Raw genomic sequence first — 23,541 nt, 5'->3', positions numbered from 1 at the left:
TTTTTTACAATTTGCCTTACATGTTTTATCAAATCAAAAAGAAAAAACTAATTTTGTGTTCAGAAACAATCATCTAATCACTAATTTAAAACATGAAGACAACCTTATCTAACATCATGAATAACCTTTGTTATTCATTGGTTGGGATAACCTGTCTGACCGGATTTACACAAACCGCATATGCAGACAACGCTACCCTTCCTTACTGGAAAGATATCCAGACTGTCTCTGTCAACCGCGAAGCACCTCGCTCTGCTTTTATGACTTATGCCGATAAAGCTCAGGCAGCTACCGGTGACTATGAAAAGAGTTCGTACTATCAATTGCTTAACGGTACATGGAAGTTCTACTTCACTGAATCGTATACCCAACTTCCGGCAAATATTACAGACCCGTCAATCAGCACTGCCGACTGGAAGGATATCAAAGTACCGGGTAACTGGGAGATGCAAGGTTTTGGTACGGCTATTTACACCAACCATGGCTATGAGTTCCAACCTCGTAATCCGCAACCTCCTCAACTTCCTGAGAATACACCGGTGGGAGTATACCGCCGCAACATTACTATCCCAGACAATTGGGAAGGCCGGGATATCTATTTACACATTGCCGGAGCAAAATCGGGATGTTATGTGTATCTGAACGGAAAAGAAGTTGGCTATAACGAAGACTCCAAGAATCCGGCAGAGTATCTTATCAACGAGTATCTGCAACCGGGAAATAATGTACTGACATTGAAAATATTCCGCTGGAGTACGGGATCTTATCTGGAATGTCAGGACTTCTGGCGCATCAGTGGAATAGAACGCGATGTCTTCATCTACTCACAGCCCAAAGCGTCCGTACAGGATTTCCGTATTACTTCCACTTTGGACGATAGTTATCGTAACGGTATCTTCCGCCTGCAAATCGACTTGAAAAATCATCGGACAACGACTGCAAATCTGAGCGTAGGCTATGAACTGACCGACAAAAACGGTAAGACTGTAGCTTCTGAGGAACAACCGGCACAAGTGGAAAACGGCAAACTTACTACGATATCCTTCAGCAAAGAACTGCCACAGGTAGCTACATGGACATCGGAAGCACCGAATCTGTATAAACTGTATATGACAGTAAAAGAAAACGGAAAGGTGAGCGAAGTGATTCCTTATAATGTAGGATTCCGCCGCATCGAAATAAAGGAAACTAACCAGAAAGCTGCCAACGGAAAGAATTACGTAGTACTTCTTATCAACGGACAGCCTATCAAGCTGAAAGGGGTGAATATTCACGAACATAACCCGGAAACAGGTCATTATGTGACTGAGGAACTGATGCGGAAAGACTTTGAACTGATGAAACGTAACAACATCAATACAGTACGTCTGTGTCACTACCCACAAGACCGCCGCTTCTATGAGTTGTGCGATGAATATGGTCTGTATGTGTACGATGAAGCTAATATCGAAAGCCACGGTATGTATTACGACCTTCGTAAGGGAGGTACATTGGGAAATAACCCGGAATGGCTGAAACCGCATATGTACCGTACCATCAATATGTTTGAGCGTAACAAAAACTATCCCAGCCTTACCTTCTGGTCTTTGGGCAATGAAGCCGGAAACGGTTATAACTTCTACCAGACTTATCTTTGGATGAAGGAAGCAGATAAAGACATTATGGATCGTCCGGTAAACTATGAACGTGCACAATGGGAATGGAACTCGGATATGTATGTACCCCAGTATCCAAGTGCCGGTTGGCTGGAAAGCATCGGTAAGAACGGAAGTGACCGACCGGTGGTTCCATCGGAATATGCACATGCCATGGGTAACTCTACCGGAAGTCTGTGGGACCAGTGGAAAGCCATTTACCGCTATCCGAACTTGCAGGGCGGATATATCTGGGACTGGGTGGACCAGGGTATGCTGACACACGACGAGAATGGAAAACCATTTTGGGCATATGGTGGAGACTTTGGAACCAACATGCCAAGCGACGGTAACTTCTGTTGCAATGGTCTGGTAGGCCCCGACCGTGTTCCTCATCCGGCAATGAATGAAGTTAAATATGCACATCAGGATGTAGCTTTCGAGGCTGTTGATTTGGAAAAAGGTACTTTCCTTGTAAAGAACCGTTTTTACTTTACTAACCTCAAAAAGTACATGATTACTTATCTGGTGAAGGCGAATGACAAGGTAATCCGCCGTCAGAAAGTATCGCTCGACATCGAACCACAGGGAAGCAAAGAGCTGCAAGTGAATGTGAGCGGATTGAAAGAAAAAGTCGGTACAGAATATTTTGTAGAGTTTGCTGTTACAACCGTAGAAGCTGAACCTCTCATTCCGGAAGGCTACGAAATTGCACATGAACAGTTCCGTCTGCCTATCGATGCAGCCAAACAGACATTTGCGACTTCTGGTCCTGCTTTGGAATGTGAAACAGAAGGCGATGTGTTTACTGTCCGCTCTTCACGCATGCAGTTCTGCTTCGATAAATCGACTGGTCTGGTGACATCGTATAAAGTAAAGGGTACAGAGTATTTCAACGAAGGATTCGGTATACAGCCTAATTTCTGGCGTGCACCAAACGACAACGATTATGGTAATCAGATGCCGAAGCGTCTGCAAATTTGGAAGCAGTCGAGCAAGAACTTCAAGGTTGTAGATGCCGTACTGAATATGGAAGGTAAAGAGGCTGTATTGAAAGCTACTTATCTGCTGGCTACCGGCAACCTCTACATCGCAACTTACCGTATCTATCCGTCGGGAGTAGTGAAAGCTGACTATACTTTCACTTCAACAGATATGGATGCTGCCCAAACAGAAGTATCGGAAGCTACCCGTATGGCAACATTCACTCCGGGCAACGATGCATTACGCCGTGCAAGCTCTAAACTGGTAGTGCCTCGTATCGGAGTACGTTTCCGTCTGCCGGCTACTATGAACGAAGTAACTTACTTTGGACGTGGTCCGGAAGAAAACTACTGCGACCGTAACAACGGTACTATGGTAGGTATCTATAAGAATACAGCCGACAAGATGTATTATCCGTATGTTCGCCCGCAGGAAAACGGACATCATACTGATACTCGATGGATTAAGTTGAGCAAGAAAAACGGAAAAGGACTGGCAATCTATGCCGACCAGACTTTAGGATTCAACGCTTTGCGTAACTCTATTGAGGATTTCGACGGCGAGGAAGCTACACACCGCGATTATCAGTGGAACAACCGTGATGCAGAAGAACTGAAGCATGACATCAATACTGCCCGCAACCTTAAACCACGTCATACTCATATCAACGACATCGAACCACGCAACTTCGTAGAGGTATGTCTGGATATGAAACAAATGGGTGTAGGAGGTTACGACAGTTGGGGAGCACAGCCCGACCCACAATATCTGATTCCTGCCAACCAGGAATACAAATGGGGATTCACCATCGTTCCGATGTAAAATTTAAAACCAAATCTATGAAACAAATATATATTATTTGTATTCTACTATCTATCATCGGCAGTTTGCGATTGCAGGCTGCCGATGTGGATAAACAATACCATCTGGTTGGTCACAGAGGGGGCGTAACAGAAAACCGCTGTCATCCGGAAAACAGCCTGGCTGCACTTGATGAAGCAGTAGAAAGAGGATATACCGGAGTTGAAATAGACATCAGAGAAAGCAAAGACGGAGTACTTTTTCTTTATCATTATGCTACTCTCGAACGTGACTATGCCAGTAAGGCACGTTGTGCGGACTTAACCTGGGAGGAAATACAGCAGTTAAAGCCGTTGCATAAAGAAGGGAAAGCCCCTGTTTCTGTAGAGGAATACTGCCGATATGCACAGGGAAAAATCACTGAACTGATGCTTGACATCAAACTCGACCATCCTTCTCAGGCTTTTTACGAAGAGCTATACCGTATTCTGAAAGAAACCGGTTTCATCAATCACTCCTATTTCATCGGACACGGAAACTTCTTTCTCAGAAAAGGAAAAATTACGATGCTTATCAGCGAAAGAGAAGAGTTCTTTCAGAAGTACGGAGAAAAGACGAAAGATTATTATTTCCTCTTTGCCGGAATTGATGAACTGAACTCCCGCCTCATCCGCTGGTGCCAGGAGCACGGAATTCAGATTATGGCTTGTGTAAACCGTCCGTATAAGCATCCTGTTACCCAACAGGGACTGGAGGAAGCATTCCGCGATTTGGAATGGTTAAAGTCATGGGGAGTTACCTACTATCAGATTGACTCAGACTACGACCGTCCTTTCTGTTCTTCTACCGCTCCTTCTCTCTGATTCATTGAGACGATACAAGTAAAAGAAGCTTCGGGAGAAGCCTTTACGTGAGGACAACATAAAAGAATATAGCCGTGAAAAAGCAAAAAAACTCTTTCACGGCTATATTCTTTTTTATCTGATTTATTTCACGATACTGTCTCTCAACACCAGCAGACTCTCCGGCCCCATATTGAACAACAAGTCTGCTATACTCAAATTAGGCTGAAAGCCTTGCTTTGCATCGAACACCTGATAATAAGGAACTGGAGAAAAATCAAGATCTGCTTCGGTATATACCTTCTTGGGATGAATCCGCTCGCGATAGTCGTCCATTCCCTCCGGAACAGCTACATAATCGTCTGTAGGTATCATTACAGGCTGAAGGTCTATCTGCTCGCACATCCAATGACACAATTCCATATTAAAGTCATAAAGAAAGTCATACCGCTTCTCATAAAACCGATGAAACTCGTCGGCATAATAATCAAAGAAAGGGCTATGCTTATAAGCAGCCACAAACGCATTCCAGTGCACATGACGCCAGTTGCCGTGATCGGAAATCCGGATATCCTTCATCAGACACTTCGCCCCTTCCCCTTTCTCCGTAGGAATAGTCAGTGCCTGAGGGCCTCCTGCCGAAGCAATGACACAACGGTTGCGGTACGTCTGCTTCATGTAACTGTCGAAACGTTCTACATACACCTTGTCGTATGCAAACAGCTTGGCATAGTACTCCACAGGAGCCAGATAAGCCGAACTAAGTATGATTTGATTCATTTTATATTCCTTATTCTATACGTTGAAAAAATCTCCCTTTCTGCGAGGTAAACCACACATAAAGAGCCTTCCCGATAATATGATCTTCGGGTACAAAACCAAACAGCCGCGAATCGTACAGATTCACCGGATTGTTGGAAGCCATCCAATAATAGTTTTTGCTGAATACATACATTTTCACCGGCTTTCCCTCTACGAACAATGTATCCCGACGAATCTCAGCCCTTTTATGTTCATGATTACGGATAGTATTACACAGCAGCGCCCGGTTCCACGGATGTACCTCTACAGCCCTTCCCTTTTGCGGCACCACATAAGGATACGCCTTTTCCTTTATTCCATCCTGATACAGCGAGAAAGGAATACGCTCTCCCGCAAGCTGTGTCAGCAGATAATATTCATAATGACTGAAACTCCGTATATATGCTCCTTCCGGTGTATATCCTACCAATGCATTGCCACTTATTCCCAGCGAATCCAGCATCATCCGTACACTGTCTTCGCAGGAAGCCGGATAACAATAAAGCGATTTACTGTCCGGACTGAATACCTTACCGGCAGTATCAATCAGTTCCCGGTTCAGCATCAGCGTATCTCCTGCCGTACCGATGCAGCGACTGATAAACAACTCCCGGCTTTCTATTCTACGGTCTTTATCAGACGGATTCGGATTGTTGAACAGCACGATATCTCCACACTTCACCGGCTGTTCTCCAATACGATGATATCCGAACACAGAGGGGAAAGGCACACGCAGCCCATAACTCCACTTACTTACCAAAACCCCTTCGCCCTGGTACAACGTATTCTCCATACCCGACGACGGAATGAAACAAGAGGTTATAAGCAGGGTTTTTATCAGCAAAACAGCAATAACAGTCATTGCCATCAGCCTCAGCCATACGCCCCAACGGTTTTTCACTATCCGGTTCTTTATTTGATATTATCCACACACTTCAGCAGACGGTTCCAGCGAATCTTGCCATTCAGCCATCCTCTGTCCTGATCCAAAGACAACCAGATAAAGATAGGCTTACCTACGATATGGTCTTCGGGCACAAATCCCCAGAAACGCGAGTCGGCAGAATCATGACGGTTATCTCCCATCATCCAGTAATAATCCATTTTAAAAGTATATTGACTGGTCTGCTGTCCGTTGATGAAAATCTTTCCATCCTTCACTTCAAGTGCATTTCCTTCGTAAGCAGCAATCGGCCGCTCGTACAATGGCAGATTATCCAAAGTCAAGTCGATGGTAGCCCCTTTCTTCGGTATCCATATCGGACCGTAATTATCCACCGTCCATCCGGTAAGCTTATTCAGCGGATAAAGTCCTCCGGCATCATCATCAGCCACATCCTGAATACGAATCACCAAATCTTTCCGGGCCAGCAAAGCCTCTTTCGTTTTCTTTGTCAGCGGCATGTTATACACCGATTCATCGGCATAATACATACTCAGATTCTCCTTGCTGATACCCAATTCGTGACAAAGTTCCTCAGGCAACTGTCCTTTGGTATATACAAAATAACGATACTGCACATTATCCGGCTCCTTGTTGGCCTTTCCGTCCAGATAAATAATGCGGTCTTTTATCTCCAGCGTCTGTCCGGGCAATCCCACACAGCGTTTCACATAATTCTCTCTGCGGTCTACCGGACGCACCAAAATCTTTCCATAATCCTGCGGATTCTGGTCAATGTATTCCCTTCCGGCATGATAATAAAAGTCGAATACCTGACGCTGCTGTTCTACAGTCAGCGAAGCCATATCGACCGGTTTGGAAAGCTGCTTGCCCAACTGATAACTGATGCGATACAAATCATCATTAGGGATGGCACTCACCACACTGTCTCCAGCCGGGAAATTGAACACCACAATATCATTCAGCTGCACCGTACCCAATCCCTTTACACGCTTATACTCCCATTTGGGCCAGTCCAGATACGACTTACAGTTCAAAACCGGCAATGTATGCTGTGTAAGCGGCATATGAAGCGGTGTCTGAGGAATACGGGCACCGTAACTCATCTTGCTCACAAAAAGATAATCACCTACCAGCAGCGACTTCTCCAGTGAAGAAGAAGGAATCACATAATTCTGGAAGAAATACAGATTCACAAAATAAATCGCCACCAATGCAAAGACAATGGCATCTACCCAGCTCATCACGGTTCTTACCGTCTGATTCTTGGCAGTCTTCCACCATGTCCAGGGAATCTTCTTCGAAATATACACATCAAAGATAAACGGAACCACAATCAGTCCCAACCAGCTTTTCAGCCATAACAGAAACAAGAGATACAAGGCCAGAATTACTCCGAACTTGATCCACTGCGTACGCGAAGCCTGTATCATAAATTAAAACTTGAATAAATCATTCATACCCAGAAATCCTGTATGTGCAGCCGTATACTCAGCAGCCAGTACAGCTCCCAAAGCAAACCCCTTGCGGTTCTTTGCATCGTGTGTGATAATGATAGAGTCTGCCTCCGATTCATAACGGATAGTATGGATACCCGGCACCTCTCCTTCGCGGATGGCACTCACCGGCAATTCATTGGCAGCACATTCAGTCGTTCCGCTCACAGTACCATCCGGAGCAGTCAGCGTACCCATCACCCACTTATCCTTGCGGTCCAGATTTTCCAAAATACCTTCTGCCAGTGTAATGGCAGTACCACTCGGCGCATCCAGTTTATGCACATGATGTGTTTCCACCATCGATACCTCATAATTCGGGAAGTTATTCATAATCTTGGCAAGATACTTATTGACCGCTGCAAACACAGCCACGCCCAAGCTGAAATTCGACGACCAGAACAGTGTCTTTCCTTCCTCCTCGCACAGTCTGCGCATTTCCTCTCCATGTTCACCCATCCATCCGGTACTTCCCGATACCACTTTCACTCCATTGCGGAAGGCACTCAGGCAATTGTCGTAAGCCACGGCAGGTGCTGTAAACTCGATGGCTACATCTGCCGAACGGAAAGCTTCCGACTCAAAATCCTGACGGTTATTTATATCAATAATACTTACAATCTCATGTCCGCGGGCAACAGCAATCTTCTCTATCTCTTTGCCCATCTTTCCATATCCAATTAATGCAATTTTCATAATTATCTTCTTTTTTCTGTACAAAGATAGTGTTTCTCATTATTAATCATTACTTTTGAGATACATTTATACCTCGTTAACATGGAGCAACTTCTACACTATGTATGGAAACACAAGCTTTTCCCTCTGCAACATCTGCACACCTCCGAGGGAGAATCCATCGAAGTCATCGATCCGGGACTTCCCAACCCACATGCCGGAGCCGACTTTTTCAATGCCAAAATCAAGATACAAGGCGTACTTTGGGTAGGTAATGTAGAAATACACCAGCGTGCTTCCGACTGGTACCGCCACCGTCATCATCAGGATACAGCATACGATTCTGTCATCCTGCACGTAGCTTCCGATATCGACACCGCAGTAACCCGCACCAACGGCGAGCAGATACCCCAACTGGAACTTCACTGTCCGCCACAACTGGCAGAGAACTACGAAGAACTCCTGCAAACCGACCGCTATCCCGCCTGCTTCTCCCTCATTCCCCGACTCTCTTCCTTCCTGCTGCACAGCTGGATGTCGCGGCTGCAAACCGAGCGTTTCGAAAACAAAGCCCGGCAAATAGCCGAGCGTCTGGAACATTGCGGAAAAGACTGGGAAACCGCCTTCTTCATCACCCTTGCCCGCAACTTCGGTTTCGGAGTAAACAGCGATACCTTCGAGTTCTGGGCCAGACAAGTCCCCCTTGCCGCCGTCAACAAACACCGCGACAATCTGTTCCAGATAGAAGCCTTCTTCTTCGGACAAGCCGGGCTCCTGCAAGAACTTCCCCACGACGAATACACAGAGAAACTTATCAAGGAATACACCTATCTACAACACAAATTCCAGTTACAGCCTTCTACCGACTGTCACTGGCGGTTCCTGCGCATGCGCCCAGGCAACTTCCCCCATATCCGCATTGCCCAACTGGCGTGTCTTTATCACCGCTCCCAGGGAATGTTGTCGCGCCTGCTCGAACTCTCCACCCTGAAAGACCTGCGCGACCTGCTCAAAGGAGGCACCTCCACATACTGGCTCACCCATTACAGTTTCGGTACCCCTTCTCCTTCCCGTCCCAAAACCCTGAGCCAGTCGTCTATCGACCTGCTCATCATCAACACAGTCGTTCCCTTTCTGTATGCATACGGCAAGCACAAAGGCAACGAACTCCTCTGCCAGCGTGCCAGCCAGTTCCTGGAAGAACTAAAGCCCGAAAACAATTACATTGTCCGATTATGGAAAGAATGCGGTCTGGAAGCTGCCCATGCCGGCGACAGTCAGGCCCTCATTCAGTTGAAAAAGAACTATTGCGATACAAAGAAATGCCTTTATTGCCGTATCGGCTACGAATATCTGAAACAAAAGAAAGAATAATCACTGTCCATCGGGTCGGTCACACCATTCATCTCCCGCCGGAGCCGGCCCGTTCCTATCCGTCTCATCCATGATTCACTACCGGCTGCCGTTCTATCCCCTCAGCGCATTTTCCACAGCCAGCAGATAGCCATCCAGCCTGTTGCTCTTCACAATCGCCTTACGCGCCTTCTTATCCATCTGTGGCAGCAAATACTCCCACATTGTCTTCAGCTTGCCCAGCAATTGCGCCTCTCCTCCCTCAATCTGACGGCGATACCCTTCCACCATCCGCATATGCATATGCTCCACCTTCCGATACAGTTCAGTCTGTCCGGGCATATGTCCCGTACGGAATTCATCTGCCAGCGACGGATTTGCCAGCAGTCCCCGTCCCAACATCAGCCCACACAAATCCGGAGCCCTGTCCACCCATTCGTACATATCAGCCACACCACACAAATCACCATTATACACCAGCGGAATACGGCACTCCCTGTAAAACTCCATAAAAGCCTTCGTGTTCACCTCCCCCTTATACTGCTGTTTCCCGATACGAGGATGCAACACGATACGATGCACACACGAGTCATTCAGCAGCGGAAGAATCGCTTTCCATTCCTCCTGCTCCTGCCATCCCAGCCGCATCTTCACCGAGAAAGCCACCTGCGGATAACGTTCCATTGCCTTGAGCAACGCCCCCACCCGGTCCGGGTAAGGCAAAATGCCCGATCCCTTCCCCCGATTCGCAATCAGAGGAAACGGACATCCCATATTCACATCCACCTTCCGGTATCCCAGCTCCACCAGAAAATCGGTTATCTTGCACAGTTCGTCCACTTCTCCAGCCACCAGTTGCGGAATAAGATGCACCCCCCGGTTATTCTCCGGAGCCACATCCCGACGGTCTTTATTTCGGAAATCCCCCTTCTCCAGCCTCACAAAAGGGCTGTAATAGGCATCAATACCTCCAAACGCTTCTGCATGCGCATTCCGCCACACTGCTTCTGTAAATCCCTGCAAAGGGGCTGCATAAAGTGTAATCATCCTTTCCTCTGTTTTCGGCAAAGATACGAATTTCAGGCAGATCGTAGGTATAGACACAAAAATCATTAACTTTGTAAAGTCACATAATCAAGAAACAGCATGGAAAAATACGTTTACGAACTAAAAATGAAGGTACGCGATTACGAATGCGATTTGCAGGGCATCGTAAACAACGCCAACTACCAGCACTACATAGAGCACACCCGTCACGAATTTCTGTCTGCTACCGGCATCAGTTTCGCCCAACTCCACACCGAAGGCATCGACCCCGTAGTAGCCCGCCTCAATATGGCCTTCAAGACCCCACTTAAAAGCGGCGATGAGTTTGTCTCCAAGCTCTATCTTAAGAAAGAAGGCATCAAATACATATTTTATCAGGACATCTTCCGTCTTCCCGACATGAAAGTCGTCATCAAAGCTACCGTAGAAACCGTCTGTGTGGTACACGGCCGCTTAGGAAACAGCGAACTCTTCGACACCGTATTTGCTCCTTACCTATCGAAATGAAACAAGAAGAACTTCTATACCGGCTGGCCCTCCCTCTTTTACCGGGTATCGGCCTTATCACTGCCCACCAGCTGATACAGGCAGCCGGCAGTGCCTCTGTTTTGTTTGAAGAAAGAAAGACACTGAAAGAAAGAATACCGGAGCTTCCCAACCGAATCCTTCAGGCTCTCGATGCTCCGGACGTATTGCGCCTTTGCGAAGCAGAGCTCCGTTTTGCAGAGAAAAACCACATTACCTGCCTGACAGCCTTAGACGAGGCTTATCCCTCGCGGCTTCGCGAATGCAACGACGCTCCCCTCGTACTCTTCTACCGGGGTACAGCCGACCTCAACCGCCGTCACATCATCAGCATGGTAGGTACCCGCAACGCCACCGAATACGGCAAAGACATCTGCCTCCGCTTTCTGAAAGAGCTACAGGCACTCTTGCCCGATGTACTGGTAGTAAGCGGACTGGCATACGGCATCGACATCCACGCTCACCGTGCTGCCCTGCAATACGGCATCGACACGGTAGGCGTACTGGCACACGGCTTAGACCGTATCTATCCCAGTGTACACCGCCGTACAGCTGCCGATATGCTTTCGCAAGGCGGACTGCTCACCGAGTTTATGAGTGGCACCAATCCCGACAAACAAAACTTTGTAAAACGAAACCGTATTGTAGCCGGCATCAGCGATGCCACCCTTGTGATAGAATCTGCCGAGAAAGGAGGTTCACTCATTACTGCCGGAATTGCCGAAAGTTACAACCGCGACTGCTTTGCCTTTCCCGGACGCATCGATGCTCCTTATTCGGCAGGATGCAACCAACTCATCCGTCTCAACCGCGCTGCCCTTCTGCAAGACGCAGCCCAATTTGTAGAAGCCATGAACTGGAACACCCCTTCCGTACAGCCCCCACAGGCCATTCAGCGGCAACTTTTCCCCGACCTGTCGGACGAAGAAGAAAAAATCATCAGTCTGCTGTCCGCTCAGCCCGAAGGCATACAAATCAATGCACTGGTAGTAGCCAGCAACATTGCCATCAACCGTCTCACCGGTATTCTGTTCGAACTGGAATTAAAAGGAATGATCCGCACACTGGCAGGAGGAATGTATAAACTGATCTAAGATTTCCGGAAACAACCGGCAGACCGTCCGGTTTCCGGAGCAATCAGTAAAGGGCAAAAAAAATGGGAGAACGCTTTCTCCCAACCTTGTTAACCTTAAATCTAATACTATGAAAAAAATCACGACACAAATGTAACACTTTCTCAGTAAAAATCCAATAGAAAATCAATCTATCACAATCCGTTTAAAGTTATTTTACGTTTATCAACGTTTGAAAAGAAGCCAATTCCCTTTTTCTCCCCTTGCACACGGATAAAAAAAGAAGTTGTGCAGAATTTACATTCCACACAACTTCCTCAAAATTCTATTTCACGGAGAACAAACTCCTATCAGTCTTTCAGTTTAGCCTTGATAAAGTCGCGGTTCAAGCGAGCGATGTTGCTGATAGAAACGCACTTCGGACATTCAGCTTCACATGCACGAGTATTTGTACAGTTACCGAATCCCAGTTCGTCCATTTTTGCAATCATTGCTTTAGCACGGCGCAAAGCTTCCGGTTTACCCTGAGGCAACAGGTTCAACTGGCTAACCTTAGCAGATACGAACAACATAGCCGAACCATTCTTACAAGCAGCCACACATGCACCACAACCGATACAAGAAGCAGCATCCATTGCTTCGTCTGCGATTGGTTTCGGAATCAGGATTGCATTTGCATCCTGAGGAGCACCAGTACGTACACTAATGAAACCACCAGCCTGCATAATCTTATCGTAAGCAGTACGGTCTACCATCAAGTCTTTGATAACCGGGAAACCGGCAGAACGCCATGGTTCTACAGTGATTACATCACCATCTTTGAAACGGCGCATGTAGATCTGGCAAGTAGTTGCACCTGTAGCAGGTCCGTGAGGATGTCCGTTGATATACAAAGAACACATACCGCAGATACCTTCGCGGCAGTCATGGTCGAATACCACCGGTTCTTTACCTTCTTCGATCAACTGCTCGTTCAAGATATCCAGCATTTCCAGGAATGAAGTATCACCCGGGATATCCTTCATCTGGAATGTATCGAAATGACCTTTTTCCTTCGGTCCGTTCTGACGCCAAACTTTCAGCGTAAATGATATATTTTTATCCATGTGATTTTAGTTTTTTAGTTTGTTAGTTTTTTAGTTTGTCGATTCATTCTCGACAAAATTATAAGTTTTCAGTTCATTGTATGCTTCAGACACTTTTATCGTATTCAGTCCTGATATTTGTATCCAATCCGTTCTTTCTTCTATAAATTAGAGAACCTAACATTTTAGCGACCTCATTTATCCGAATCTCCATTTCTCTGAACCGGTCAGAATCCACAAACGACAAATCGTGCGAAAGTATCATCTGAGTTTCCAGTTCATTGCAAGACCCCAAGGCCATATATAGAAAATGAACAAGATCTTTATCCGTACATCTTCCAAAACCTTCTGCAATATTAGAAGGTATTGAAACCGCACATTTTCTAAGCTGAGCTACCAGACCAAAGCGTTCTTCGATAGGGAAACCGGCAGTACATTGATATACCAACTTAGCCAGTTCCATTCCCTTTTTCCAAACCAAAAGGTCCTTAAACGTGCCCATAAGCAAACTTAAAAACTTAAAAACTCAAAAACTTTGCTGTTTAGCTCTTGTAATTTCGAGTCTGTACTTTGATTGCTTCGTAAACCAATGGTTCTTTGTACAATACCGGAGCCTTGTCGTCGCTTCCCTGGTATTCCCAGCAAGCCACGTAGAAGAAGTTTTCGTCATCACGTTTAGCTTCACCTTCTTCAGTCTGGTGTTCTTCACGGAAGTGACCACCACAAGATTCTTCACGGTTCAACGCATCGTAAGCGATAAGCTGACCCATTGTGATAAAGTCATCCAGACGGAAAGCCTTGTCAAGCTCGATGTTCATACCTTCTTTTGCACCCGGGATAAACAGTTCAGTTTCGAATTCCTTGCGGATTTCTTTCAACTTAGCCAAACCGGTCTTCAAACCTTCGGCAGTACGTCCCATACCTACATATTCCCACATTACGCGACCCAATTCCTTGTGGATAGAGTCTACAGACTTCTTACCCTTGATATTCATCAGGTGATCGATCTTAGCCTGTACAGCCTTTTCAGCTTCAGCAAATTCAGGAAGATCTGTAGAGAAGCGAGGCACAGTAATCTGGTCTGCCAAATAGTTCTGGATAGTATAAGGCAATACGAAGTAACCGTCTGCCAATCCCTGCATCAAAGCAGAAGCACCCAAACGGTTTGCACCGTGGTCAGAGAAGTTACATTCACCGATAGCAAACAGACCCTTGATAGTAGTCTGCAATTCGTAGTCTACCCAGATACCACCCATTGTATAGTGGATAGCCGGATAAATCATCATCGGGTTATAATATTTCACACCGTTGATTTCACGAGCCAGTTCGCCCGGATTTACGTCGGTGATTTCTTCGTACATATCAAACAAGTTACCGTAACGCTGACGAACAACGTCGATACCCAGACGTTCGATACTTTCAGAGAAGTCGAGGAATACAGCCAAGCCAGTGTTGTTTACACCGAAGCCATGGTCGCAGCGTTCTTTTGCAGCACGTGAAGCCACGTCGCGCGGAACCAAGTTACCGAATGCCGGATAACGGCGTTCCAAGTAATAGTCGCGGTCTTCTTCAGGAATATCGCTACCCTTCTTAGTACCAGCCTGCAATGCTTTTGCATCTTCCAGTTTCTTCGGAACCCAGATACGACCGTCGTTACGCAAAGATTCAGACATCAAAGTCAGCTTAGACTGCTTGTCTCCGTGTACCGGAATACAAGTCGGGTGAATCTGCACGTAAGCCGGATTTGCAAACATCGCTCCCTTACGGTAGCAAGACATTGCAGCAGTAACGTTACATGCCATTGCGTTAGTAGACAAGAAGTAAGTGTTACCGTATCCACCTGTTGCGATAACCACTGCGTGAGCAGCAAAACGTTCCAACTTACCAGTTACCAGGTTCTTAGCGATGATACCGCGAGCACGACCGTCAACCAATACTACATCGAGCATTTCGTAACGAGTAAACAATTTTACAGTACCAGCACCTACCTGACGGCTCAAAGCAGAGTAAGCACCCAGCAACAACTGCTGACCAGTCTGACCTTTCGCATAGAAAGTACGAGATACCTGTGCACCACCGAACGAACGGTTAGCCAGTGTACCACCATATTCGCGAGCAAAAGGAACACCCTGTGCCACGCACTGGTCGATAATGTTGTTTGAAACTTCAGCCAGACGGTAAACGTTTGCTTCACGAGCACGATAGTCACCACCTTTTACAGTATCGTAGAACAGACGATATACAGAGTCACCGTCGTTCTGATAATTTTTAGCAGCATTGATACCACCCTGTGCAGCGATAGAGTGTGCACGGCGAGGAGAGTCCTGAATACAGAAGTTGAATACACGGAATCCCATTTCACCCAGTGAAGCAGCAGCAGAAGCACCTGCCAAACCAGTACCTACCACGATGATATCCAAACGGCGTTTGTTAGCCGGGTTCACCAATTTCTGGTGAGCTTTATAGTTAGTCCATTTCTCAGCTATCGGGCCTTCAGGAATCTTAGAATCAAGTATCTTAGTCATAATGTTTTTAATTTAAGTTTGTTAGTTTTAAGTTTTTAAGTTTGTTATTGTTTAGTTGGTTGGTTTTTAAGCTGATAATTGGTTGGGGTTTCAAGTTGTTTCCTTAAGCTGATGGTCATTCCCAAAAACTCAAAAAGTACAAAACTTAAGAACTCCACTCAAGAACTCAAAAACTCAAGAACTTAAAAACTTATCACAGATTTTTCACAAAAAATACAACAGCTACCAGCATGAAGCCAAGTACGATGATGGTAGAATAGATGTTAGAGATGCATTTCCAGCGGTTGATCCAGATTTGGTTATTCCATCCCAAAGTCTGCATAGCACTCCAGAAACCGTGAGTCAGGTGGAACCACAAGGCAGCCAGCCAAACGATGTACAGTACAAAGAATACCGGGTTAGAGAAAGTCTGCATAATGTAACCATAACCGTCGGTAGCATGCAAACCACCCAACATAGGCTCGTGGATGATTTCGGCAAACTGCATTTTGTACCAGAAGTTCACAAAGTGAAGAGCCAGACCCAGAATTACAATGATACCCAGTACCAGCATGTTCTGAGAAGCCCATTCTACGTTTTTCGGTTTTGCAGTCACTGCATAGCGTTCATGACCGCGAGCTGCACGGTTCTGTACAGTCAACCAGAAAGCATAGAGAATGTGAATTACGAACAAAGCTGCAAGTCCCGCTGTAGCTACCAGTGCGTACCAGTTTGCTCCGAGGAACTCACAAATCATGTTGTATGCCTCTCCCGAGAACAATGCAACAAGGTTCATCGCCATGTGAAATGTTAGAAACAGGACAAGGGCGATACCAGTTACACTCATCACCACTTTCCGTCCAATAGATGAATTACTTAACCACATAAATGATTGATTTTAAAAAATTATTTAATTGTTTTGATTGAGTTTTCAAGCCTTTTTTTGAACCGACAAGGTTTCGGGTTACGAGTGAACAAGGTTTTGAATACCTTTGTTAAATCGAGGAAAGCCTAATCCACTTGCCAACTCAAAAAAACATAAAATATGCAGTGCAAAATTAGATGTTTTCCACAGATAATACAAGCGATTACGGAAATAATTCTTTAATATGTTGACGAGGTTTTCCCCTCTACATATACCGGCTGCGCACGTGTGCCGGCATTCCGCAACTTTCCCTCCTCTATCAGCCGATGGATATACCGGAGAGCCGTTGTTCTGGTAAGAGTAAAAAGCTCCTGAAATTTCCGGCGTGTCAGGAAAGGTTCCGAACGGAAATAGTCGGCCAGCCGTTTCTCCATCTCCTCATCGGTCCATACCTGCGAATGCGGCCTCCAGTCCGACCGTCTGATTTCTGCCTCTTCCAGCAGTTCCTTCAACTCCGCATCCGGGCGAAAGCGAACCGTCTTTACACTGACGCAGGTAGAACGGGTCGTTTTAGGATCGGACACCTCGGGTGCTTTCAATGTAACAGAAAAGTATCCCAGTCCGTCCAGATGTACCCGTTCCCCACTTTCCAGATGAGAAGCAAGCTGTTCGCTCAAGGCAATCAGCACAGCCCGCACATCACTCACAGTCAGCGTGCAGCACTTGTGTATTTCCTGCGACAGTTTTTCAGTATCCACACAGCGCGAGTGTATAACTTTGGGATAATAACGTTTTTTGTGGGTACCGGCAGTAACCGGTGTCCGATAGAATTCAAATTTTATTGCCATAATATAAGATTTAGGTTTATCGGGCGTCCCACTGCAAGGAGACACTCGTCTCATTGCAAAGAGACACTCGTCCCAGCCCAATGATACGGGTGTCTCCTTATAGAGAGACGCCTTTCGTTCTCCTACAAATATACAAAATCAAATAGCGGAAAACAAGTGTTTTACAAGAAAATCCATCTTCTGCAGACTACTTGTATCACCGGTTTTCTTATTAACAACAAATAGCATATATCCATCCCAATCCTCCCTATGCCGTTATCAGAAACATCCCAGATAAAAAAACATGGATGCAGATACTGGATTATGAATATATATATATATTTGCGATACAAAGATTTAACCTAATCGTTCATAAGATGAAAAAACTGCTATTCATCGCAATATTAATTACACTTACAGGCTGTTGGAGATCCCAGGCATTTACCTTTTATAATAAAACAAATGAACCTGTCAGAATGTATTGCTATTATGATTCCCGTAATCATATAGACTCTTCAGCCTATATCCCCCCATCAGGCGATTGTTTTTTTGAATTTTTAACTGTAAAGCTTAAGATTGTAAATGTTGCCAATTTATTTATAAACCATATGGACAGTGTCATTCTTAAGCTACCTAACAGAGAGATTGTATACAAAGACAGCCTGTCTATATATAACTTTTTCTACATGAAAGACACATCAGTTATTAAATCAGTTCCCCATAAAGGGCTACTATACGACGCTATGAAAGAGAGAGGCATGCCGTTACGAGAATTTGAACCGTAACATCTATTATTTTATGCTCTATCATGGAAAAGACAGGAGATTAGGAGATTATGCTGCTGATACTCAAGTAGTACAATACAATCATAAAAACATAAAATGGATAGATATCTATTATCATAGGAATAAATCATCAGCCATACAATAAATCTCTGTAACTTTAGACTATGGAAACATAGTGGTAATTGTTTAAATCTTATAATCCGGTGCTATAAGTTTAATACATTTATCACTATATTATTAATTATCAACAAAATATATTTATCTGTATTTCGAGCTCACATTATTTTACTTTATCCACAATGAAAGAACTACAAAAACAAATTATACAAGCTTTAGCAGAACGTTTGGCACCGTATGGATTTGTAAAACGAAGTGGAAACTGTTTCACGCGGGATATAAACAAGAATGTGTGGCAAAGAATAGAATTTCCTCCCTCCTATTATCATCCTGGTGTAAAAGCTATATATCCAGGGATTGCAGTAGGCTATAAGGATGAATTCGATTTGCAGCAAAAGTTCTTCAACTTTCATTTCCCCTATCCTCGTTATAGCTATAGCACTTTTTACACTATGCTGCTCAACCTTGTGAGAACTGATGACTTATGCTGGACATTCCGAAAAGAGGAAGATATAATTCCACAAATAGACGATATGACACAAACGGTTGTTAAAAAAGCCATTCCCTATATGGACTATATATCGGACAGAAAAAATTTGATAGCAGAAATGGAAAGTGGTTTTATTTACTCCAAGTTTGAAACTTGGTGTCATACCAGATTACCCATTGCCTACTATTTAGAAGGAAGAAATGATCTTGCCTTATGGAGACTGAATTATTACATTCAAAAATTTGAAACTGAGTTATCCAGTTATATGAAAGAGGATGAAAACTCCCATTCTACCAACGGAGCAAGAAACAAATTGCAAGATTATATAGAATTTGCAGAAAAATTGAAAAAGGTGATGGAAACAGAATCCAGATAATACTACTGAATACAGAGGAATACAACAATTTAACCTAATCGTTCATAAGATGAAAAACCTGCTATTCATCGCAATATTAATTACACTTACAGGCTGTTGGAGATCCCAAGCATTTTTATTTTACAACAAAACAAATGAACCTGTCAAAATATACTGCCATTATGATGTTCATAATCATATAGACTCTGTCTATATACCCCAAGCAGGTAGATCTTATTTATTGTTTTTAGCTGTAAAGCTTAAGCAAAAGAAAGTTGCAAAGTCATATCTGAACCATATGGACAGTGTCATTCTTAAACTACCCAACAGAGAGATTGTATACAAAGACAGCCTGTCTATATACAACTTTTTTTACATGAGAGACACATCAATTATTAAATCAGTTCCAGAAGAAGAAGCACTAAACGAAATGTAAAAGAAAAGCACACCGTTACGAGAATAAAAACGGAAATCTTACTCAAAAGTAAAAACAGAAACATCATAGAAATAGGATGAAACGAAAAAAGACAAGAAACCCAGATAAAATAGCCTTACGTGAAGAAAAACGTATTCAAAGAAGAAATGCACGCTTGCTTGAAAAGAAAAAACAAAAGAAAATTTTCACACGTAATAATATTATCATAGCCATTACAGTAATATTTATTGGAGCGATAGGCATAAACAATTTTTATAAAGGATACTTACTAAAAAGAAATGGACAATGCATCGTAGGAACTATTTACGAAACTGGGAGACGATTCACCCAATATTATAAATTTAAAATTAGGGAAAGGTATTATTATGGGCACACAATTACTGATAATGACAAAAAAGTTGGAGATTCATTAATAATTGTATATCTACCATCAAACCCTGAGATTAATAGTAGTATAACTGGATGCGATTTTAAATAGGCATAAGATGAAACGAAAAAAGATAAAAGACCCGGATAAAATAGCCTTACGCCAAGAAAAACGCATTAAAAGACGAAACATGCGTTTACTCAAAAGGAAAAGAAATATAAGAAAGGAGAATATAAAAACAATTATATTTGTCATATTATTTTATATTATCTACCTTATTGTAGTCTTATCCTTAACTATATAATATTACCAATATACGGAAAAAAGGTAGGCTGTGCTGGAGCATATTGTCAGACATAAAGGAAAGTACAGTCGATGGGAAAGATGCTATGTTTATAAATTTACAGTAAACGGTAAGACTTATGAGAGAAATTCTAATATAGATGCCGATAACCCCAACTATCAACTGGGGATACAGTAGATATTATGTATTTGGAGATATATTCATATTTTAGTAGGTGTATAGAAGAGGAATAAATTAGTATTCACCTCTATGATAAAAACGTTACTTGACCAGAGTGTATTTCAGCAAGTAACGTTTTTTCGTTATAAGGTGAAATACGCCTACGATGAAAACGGAAATCTTACCCAGAATGTGAACTTGAACATTAAGGAAATAAAATATAATTTCCTAAATTTGTGAGTGAGCACCTGTATTTATGAAAAATACCCTCTATATTGTTTTCAGCTTATGAAAAAAGAAGTCGATCAAACCATAAAGGAGTTATTAAAGTTTTCACCCGATATTTTAGAACTGAATGCTCCGATAGAAACAGAAGAAATAGCTCGATTCGAATCGAAGTTTAATTTACCTCTCCCTGAGGATTATAAATATTTATTAAGTATTACAAATGGATTTAGCCTGATGGGAGATGAAGTACTTGGTATTGCAAAAAATAAATATGATTTGGTAAACGCGTATCAATTTGAACATTACGAGGTGATAAACCCTCAATATGAATATCTGATACCTTTTAGTCCTGATGGTTTCGGAAACTCCTATTGTTTTGATACAAGAATAAAAACAAACCAAGGATTTTCCAATCAGATTGTCTTTTGGCAACATGACTATGAGTATAGCGAAACTGATTTGCCGGAAATCACAAATAATAGTCTTATTGATTTTATCAATAATTGGATAATTGGCAATACCTTAAAATATTATGATTACGAAGGTAATGAGAAATTATAAAAGCATCTCCGCACCTTATCTTCACTAAAGAACCTGTTTTAATCTATACTAAAATGAAAAGACTATTACAAATATTATTGCTAACCGTCGTCTTTGCAAGCTGTCAGAATCATGGAGCAAAACAGGCAGACTTGTCATCTGCCGACTCTGTATTGGTAGATTCTCTATTTAAATATTACAAAGAAGAATCTTCACAATATATCTTTATGTACCAAACAACTTCCCCCAAACATAAAGAGTATTTGGACTCGGCTCTCTATCTGGTAGAAGAAGCTATCGAAAAGGGGTATTCAAAGTATTCTTTCTTTGAACTGAGAAAGTTAGGAATTTTAGCAGAAATGGAAGAATACGATAAAGCCGTTAAATATGTGTATTCTTTGAAAAATATTGAATTCGCCCAAGGATATCCTTATTTGAAAATTATAAGACATCGTTGCGAAGCCATGCGATGCCACGCCCAAAATGATAAGGAAGGTGAGGTACTTCATTTAAAAAAGATAATTGCTATTATTAAAGACTATATAGAGAAAAACAAAAAGGACATTATAGCATTTTTACATTCGGATGATTTAAAAGTTCTACTAAGAGGAAATTACATGCTGGCTATCGGATCATACTGCCATTACTGCATGTTATTATATGGAGAAGAGGGAGCTACAAAAAGACTCATAGAATTTTCATCCGAAATGTCTGAAAATGCGAAAAAATGCTTTATGTTTCCTCCAGATGAAGATGACCTTAAAGGATTTTATGGATATTAGATATCAATTATTGCCATTTTGCTAATTCAATCCAAAGCATAAACGCAAAAAGTAACAAAAGACAATAAATGGAAAAGATGCACGACGAAACATACGAACAGAAAAGAAGAAGATTATTTGGCAAAGTCAACTTTCTACCTGCATACTTACAACAGCTCAATAAACTATTGAATATAGAAGTTACAACCGATATGCTTCTTTCTATTGTAGAAACAGACTGCTTTTTAGAACAAATAGACTTTAACTCCGATACTTTATTTTACAAGGAAACAATCCCATTTGAAGACAAAGAGAATTTACAAAGAATAGTGTGGTCGAAACTACTGGATTGGAATACCAACTATATGATGGAACTAACCAATGTAAAAGAATGTGGATTACTACCTATCCCTAATTTATCGGTTTTCAATTGGAACTTCAAATATGAAGATGAAAAGAGTGGAATCATTGTATTTATCAGACAAGATAAAAAGGAAGAATTGGTATTAGATTTCTATGAAGAAGACTTTCAATATTTTTTAGATATTGAAATTTATAGACCAATAGAATGCAAGAACAAGAACAAAGCCAATCGCTCTCCATTGGATTTTGCCAAACAAATCAATGATCTAAAAATGATAGATATCCTTACACACAAAGAATAGTATTCAACAAAAATAAAGATAACTCCTTACAAAAAAAAGAGTTATTAGTAATCAAAACATTTAACTGATTAAGTAGTATGGAGTTTATTAAAAGATATTTTGCAATGGTTATTGATTTCATTGCTGCAGTAATCGTACTTATTATTTTAATGTTCATTTTTGCAATAGTTGGCATTACGGATATGGAGCCCAACTATTGGATATGGTTTGCCGAGGGATTTTTCTTATACAAAGATTGTTTTAATGGAAGAAGTATAGGAAGAATTATACTCAAACAACAAGTTATTGATTGTAAAACCGGACAAGTAGCCAGTCCCATAAAATGTTTGTTAAGAAACTTATTCTATTTACTGGGGCCTATTGATTTATTATTTATGCTCTATCATAGAAAAGGCAGAAGATTAGGAGATTATGCTGCTGAGACTCAAGTAGTACAATACAATCATAAAAACATAAAAATAAAATGGATGGAATCTCTATCTATTATCATAGGAATAAATGCTTTTATATTATTAATTAGTCTATTAACTTCGATTTATTCTCCCCGATTGGGATTATTAGAGCTTTTATAGACCTAATAACAATAAAAATTATTCGAACGAGCCATGAAATACATTATCTGTTTACTGATTGCCTGCATATTCACGAATTGTGCACAGGAAAAGAAGGATTTATTGTATGATATTATCACGGAACAACCTTCTACACGCGGCAATGCAGAGATCATTATTCCTATCTGTTCAGGACAAGACTCGGCTTTAATATGTATGGGATCTGATGATTTTGAATATATTGTTAATCGCAGCGACTTGATAAGCTGGGAAATCTTTTCAAACCAACTATACGATGCTATCATAAAGAAAAAATACATCTATGTATATAACGACACTTTTGAAGATTGCAAGGCAAGTATAATTA

The 23,541-nt window shown here is 42.5% G+C and carries 22 protein-coding genes; 12 read left to right on the top strand and 10 right to left on the bottom strand.

From position 1 onward, the window contains the following. Window positions 1-92 precede the first annotated feature (92 nt). Both WKU26_RS03255 and WKU26_RS03250 read left to right on the top strand, forming a co-directional pair. Window positions 93-3,440: a glycoside hydrolase family 2 TIM barrel-domain containing protein gene (locus WKU26_RS03255; protein WP_340320897.1), complete on the top strand. Its 3,348-nt coding sequence runs from the start codon at window positions 93-95 to the stop codon at window positions 3,438-3,440. 17 nt (window positions 3,441-3,457) lie between these two features. After that, the gene (locus WKU26_RS03250; RefSeq protein ID WP_340320896.1) at window positions 3,458-4,282 is read left to right on the top strand and encodes a glycerophosphodiester phosphodiesterase; all 825 of its coding nucleotides are present in this window, start codon (window positions 3,458-3,460) and stop codon (window positions 4,280-4,282) included. A 123-nt stretch (window positions 4,283-4,405) separates the two neighbouring features. Here WKU26_RS03250 and WKU26_RS03245 read toward each other — a convergent pair whose 3' ends face one another. Genes WKU26_RS03245 through dapB form a run of 4 tightly spaced genes read right to left on the bottom strand, consistent with a single transcriptional unit; the run spans window position 4,406 to window position 8,158 of the window. Beyond that, a complete protein-coding gene (locus WKU26_RS03245) occupies window positions 4,406-5,041 on the bottom strand; it encodes a WbqC family protein (protein ID WP_340320895.1) in 636 nt (211 codons plus the stop codon). Window positions 5,042-5,051: 10 nt separating this feature from the next. Then, window positions 5,052-5,930, bottom strand: coding sequence for a signal peptidase I (lepB, locus tag WKU26_RS03240; RefSeq protein WP_340320969.1), 879 nt, complete (start codon window positions 5,928-5,930; stop codon window positions 5,052-5,054). Window positions 5,931-5,974: 44 nt separating this feature from the next. Continuing rightward, window positions 5,975-7,399, bottom strand: a complete 1,425-nt coding sequence (locus tag WKU26_RS03235) for a S26 family signal peptidase (RefSeq protein ID WP_340320894.1) — start codon at window positions 7,397-7,399, stop codon at window positions 5,975-5,977. A gap of 3 nt (window positions 7,400-7,402) precedes the next feature. Beyond that, a complete protein-coding gene (dapB, locus tag WKU26_RS03230; protein ID WP_178267376.1) occupies window positions 7,403-8,158 on the bottom strand; it encodes a 4-hydroxy-tetrahydrodipicolinate reductase in 756 nt (251 codons plus the stop codon). Window positions 8,159-8,239: 81 nt separating this feature from the next. On the opposite strand from dapB, the gene WKU26_RS03225 reads away from it, so the two are divergent. After that, a complete protein-coding gene (locus WKU26_RS03225) occupies window positions 8,240-9,511 on the top strand; it encodes a DUF2851 family protein (RefSeq protein WP_340320893.1) in 1,272 nt (423 codons plus the stop codon). Window positions 9,512-9,604: 93 nt separating this feature from the next. Here WKU26_RS03225 and WKU26_RS03220 read toward each other — a convergent pair whose 3' ends face one another. Continuing rightward, complete coding sequence (locus WKU26_RS03220) at window positions 9,605-10,534, bottom strand: tRNA-dihydrouridine synthase family protein (protein WP_340320968.1); 930 nt, start codon at window positions 10,532-10,534, stop codon at window positions 9,605-9,607. Window positions 10,535-10,636: 102 nt separating this feature from the next. Between WKU26_RS03220 and WKU26_RS03215 the strand changes: the two genes are divergently transcribed. Continuing rightward, a complete protein-coding gene (locus tag WKU26_RS03215; RefSeq protein ID WP_340320892.1) occupies window positions 10,637-11,044 on the top strand; it encodes an acyl-CoA thioesterase in 408 nt (135 codons plus the stop codon). Beyond that, a complete protein-coding gene (gene dprA, locus WKU26_RS03210) occupies window positions 11,041-12,156 on the top strand; it encodes a DNA-processing protein DprA (RefSeq protein ID WP_340320891.1) in 1,116 nt (371 codons plus the stop codon). The genes WKU26_RS03215 and dprA overlap by 4 nt, the downstream gene beginning before the upstream one ends. Window positions 12,157-12,485: 329 nt before the next feature. Here the strand turns inward: dprA and WKU26_RS03205 are convergent, their stop codons facing one another. The 5 genes from WKU26_RS03205 to WKU26_RS03185 all read right to left on the bottom strand — a co-directional run bounded on the left by WKU26_RS03205 (window position 12,486) and on the right by WKU26_RS03185 (window position 17,437). Next, the gene (locus WKU26_RS03205) at window positions 12,486-13,241 is read right to left on the bottom strand and encodes a succinate dehydrogenase/fumarate reductase iron-sulfur subunit (protein ID WP_178267380.1); all 756 of its coding nucleotides are present in this window, start codon (window positions 13,239-13,241) and stop codon (window positions 12,486-12,488) included. Between the two features lie 85 nt (window positions 13,242-13,326). Continuing rightward, window positions 13,327-13,722, bottom strand: a complete 396-nt coding sequence (locus WKU26_RS03200; RefSeq protein ID WP_340320890.1) for a four helix bundle protein — start codon at window positions 13,720-13,722, stop codon at window positions 13,327-13,329. A 40-nt stretch (window positions 13,723-13,762) separates the two neighbouring features. Continuing rightward, window positions 13,763-15,745, bottom strand: a complete 1,983-nt coding sequence (locus WKU26_RS03195; protein WP_269877491.1) for a fumarate reductase/succinate dehydrogenase flavoprotein subunit — start codon at window positions 15,743-15,745, stop codon at window positions 13,763-13,765. Window positions 15,746-15,938: 193 nt separating this feature from the next. Then, a complete protein-coding gene (locus WKU26_RS03190) occupies window positions 15,939-16,610 on the bottom strand; it encodes a succinate dehydrogenase/fumarate reductase cytochrome b subunit (protein ID WP_340320889.1) in 672 nt (223 codons plus the stop codon). 218 nt (window positions 16,611-16,828) lie between these two features. After that, window positions 16,829-17,437, bottom strand: coding sequence for an HU family DNA-binding protein (locus tag WKU26_RS03185; protein ID WP_269877492.1), 609 nt, complete (start codon window positions 17,435-17,437; stop codon window positions 16,829-16,831). Window positions 17,438-18,500: 1,063 nt separating this feature from the next. Here WKU26_RS03185 and WKU26_RS03180 point away from each other — a divergent pair. From WKU26_RS03180 to WKU26_RS03150, 7 genes are all read left to right on the top strand, one after another. After that, window positions 18,501-19,184, top strand: a complete 684-nt coding sequence (locus WKU26_RS03180; RefSeq protein WP_340320888.1) for a hypothetical protein — start codon at window positions 18,501-18,503, stop codon at window positions 19,182-19,184. Between the two features lie 491 nt (window positions 19,185-19,675). Next, window positions 19,676-20,077: a hypothetical protein gene (locus WKU26_RS03175; RefSeq protein ID WP_340320887.1), complete on the top strand. Its 402-nt coding sequence runs from the start codon at window positions 19,676-19,678 to the stop codon at window positions 20,075-20,077. 640 nt (window positions 20,078-20,717) lie between these two features. Next, complete coding sequence (locus WKU26_RS03170) at window positions 20,718-21,218, top strand: SMI1/KNR4 family protein (protein WP_340320886.1); 501 nt, start codon at window positions 20,718-20,720, stop codon at window positions 21,216-21,218. Between the two features lie 53 nt (window positions 21,219-21,271). After that, entirely contained in the window at window positions 21,272-21,979 is a 708-nt protein-coding gene (locus WKU26_RS03165; RefSeq protein WP_340320885.1) for a hypothetical protein, read from the top strand. Between the two features lie 68 nt (window positions 21,980-22,047). Beyond that, window positions 22,048-22,623 (top strand): hypothetical protein, encoded by a 576-nt coding sequence (locus WKU26_RS03160; protein WP_340320884.1) that lies wholly within the window; start codon window positions 22,048-22,050, stop codon window positions 22,621-22,623. Between the two features lie 77 nt (window positions 22,624-22,700). Beyond that, window positions 22,701-23,195 (top strand): RDD family protein, encoded by a 495-nt coding sequence (locus tag WKU26_RS03155; RefSeq protein WP_340320883.1) that lies wholly within the window; start codon window positions 22,701-22,703, stop codon window positions 23,193-23,195. A gap of 33 nt (window positions 23,196-23,228) precedes the next feature. Continuing rightward, the coding region (locus WKU26_RS03150; RefSeq protein WP_340320882.1) for a hypothetical protein at window positions 23,229-23,541 on the top strand (313 nt) is incomplete at its 3' end.

This window comes from Phocaeicola sp. HCN-40430 (assembly GCF_037890285.1).
Lineage (GTDB): Bacteria > Bacteroidota > Bacteroidia > Bacteroidales > Bacteroidaceae > Phocaeicola > Phocaeicola acetigenes.
The sequence above is the reverse complement of the archived record's forward strand: the minus strand, read 5'-3'. Positions and strand labels throughout refer to the sequence as shown.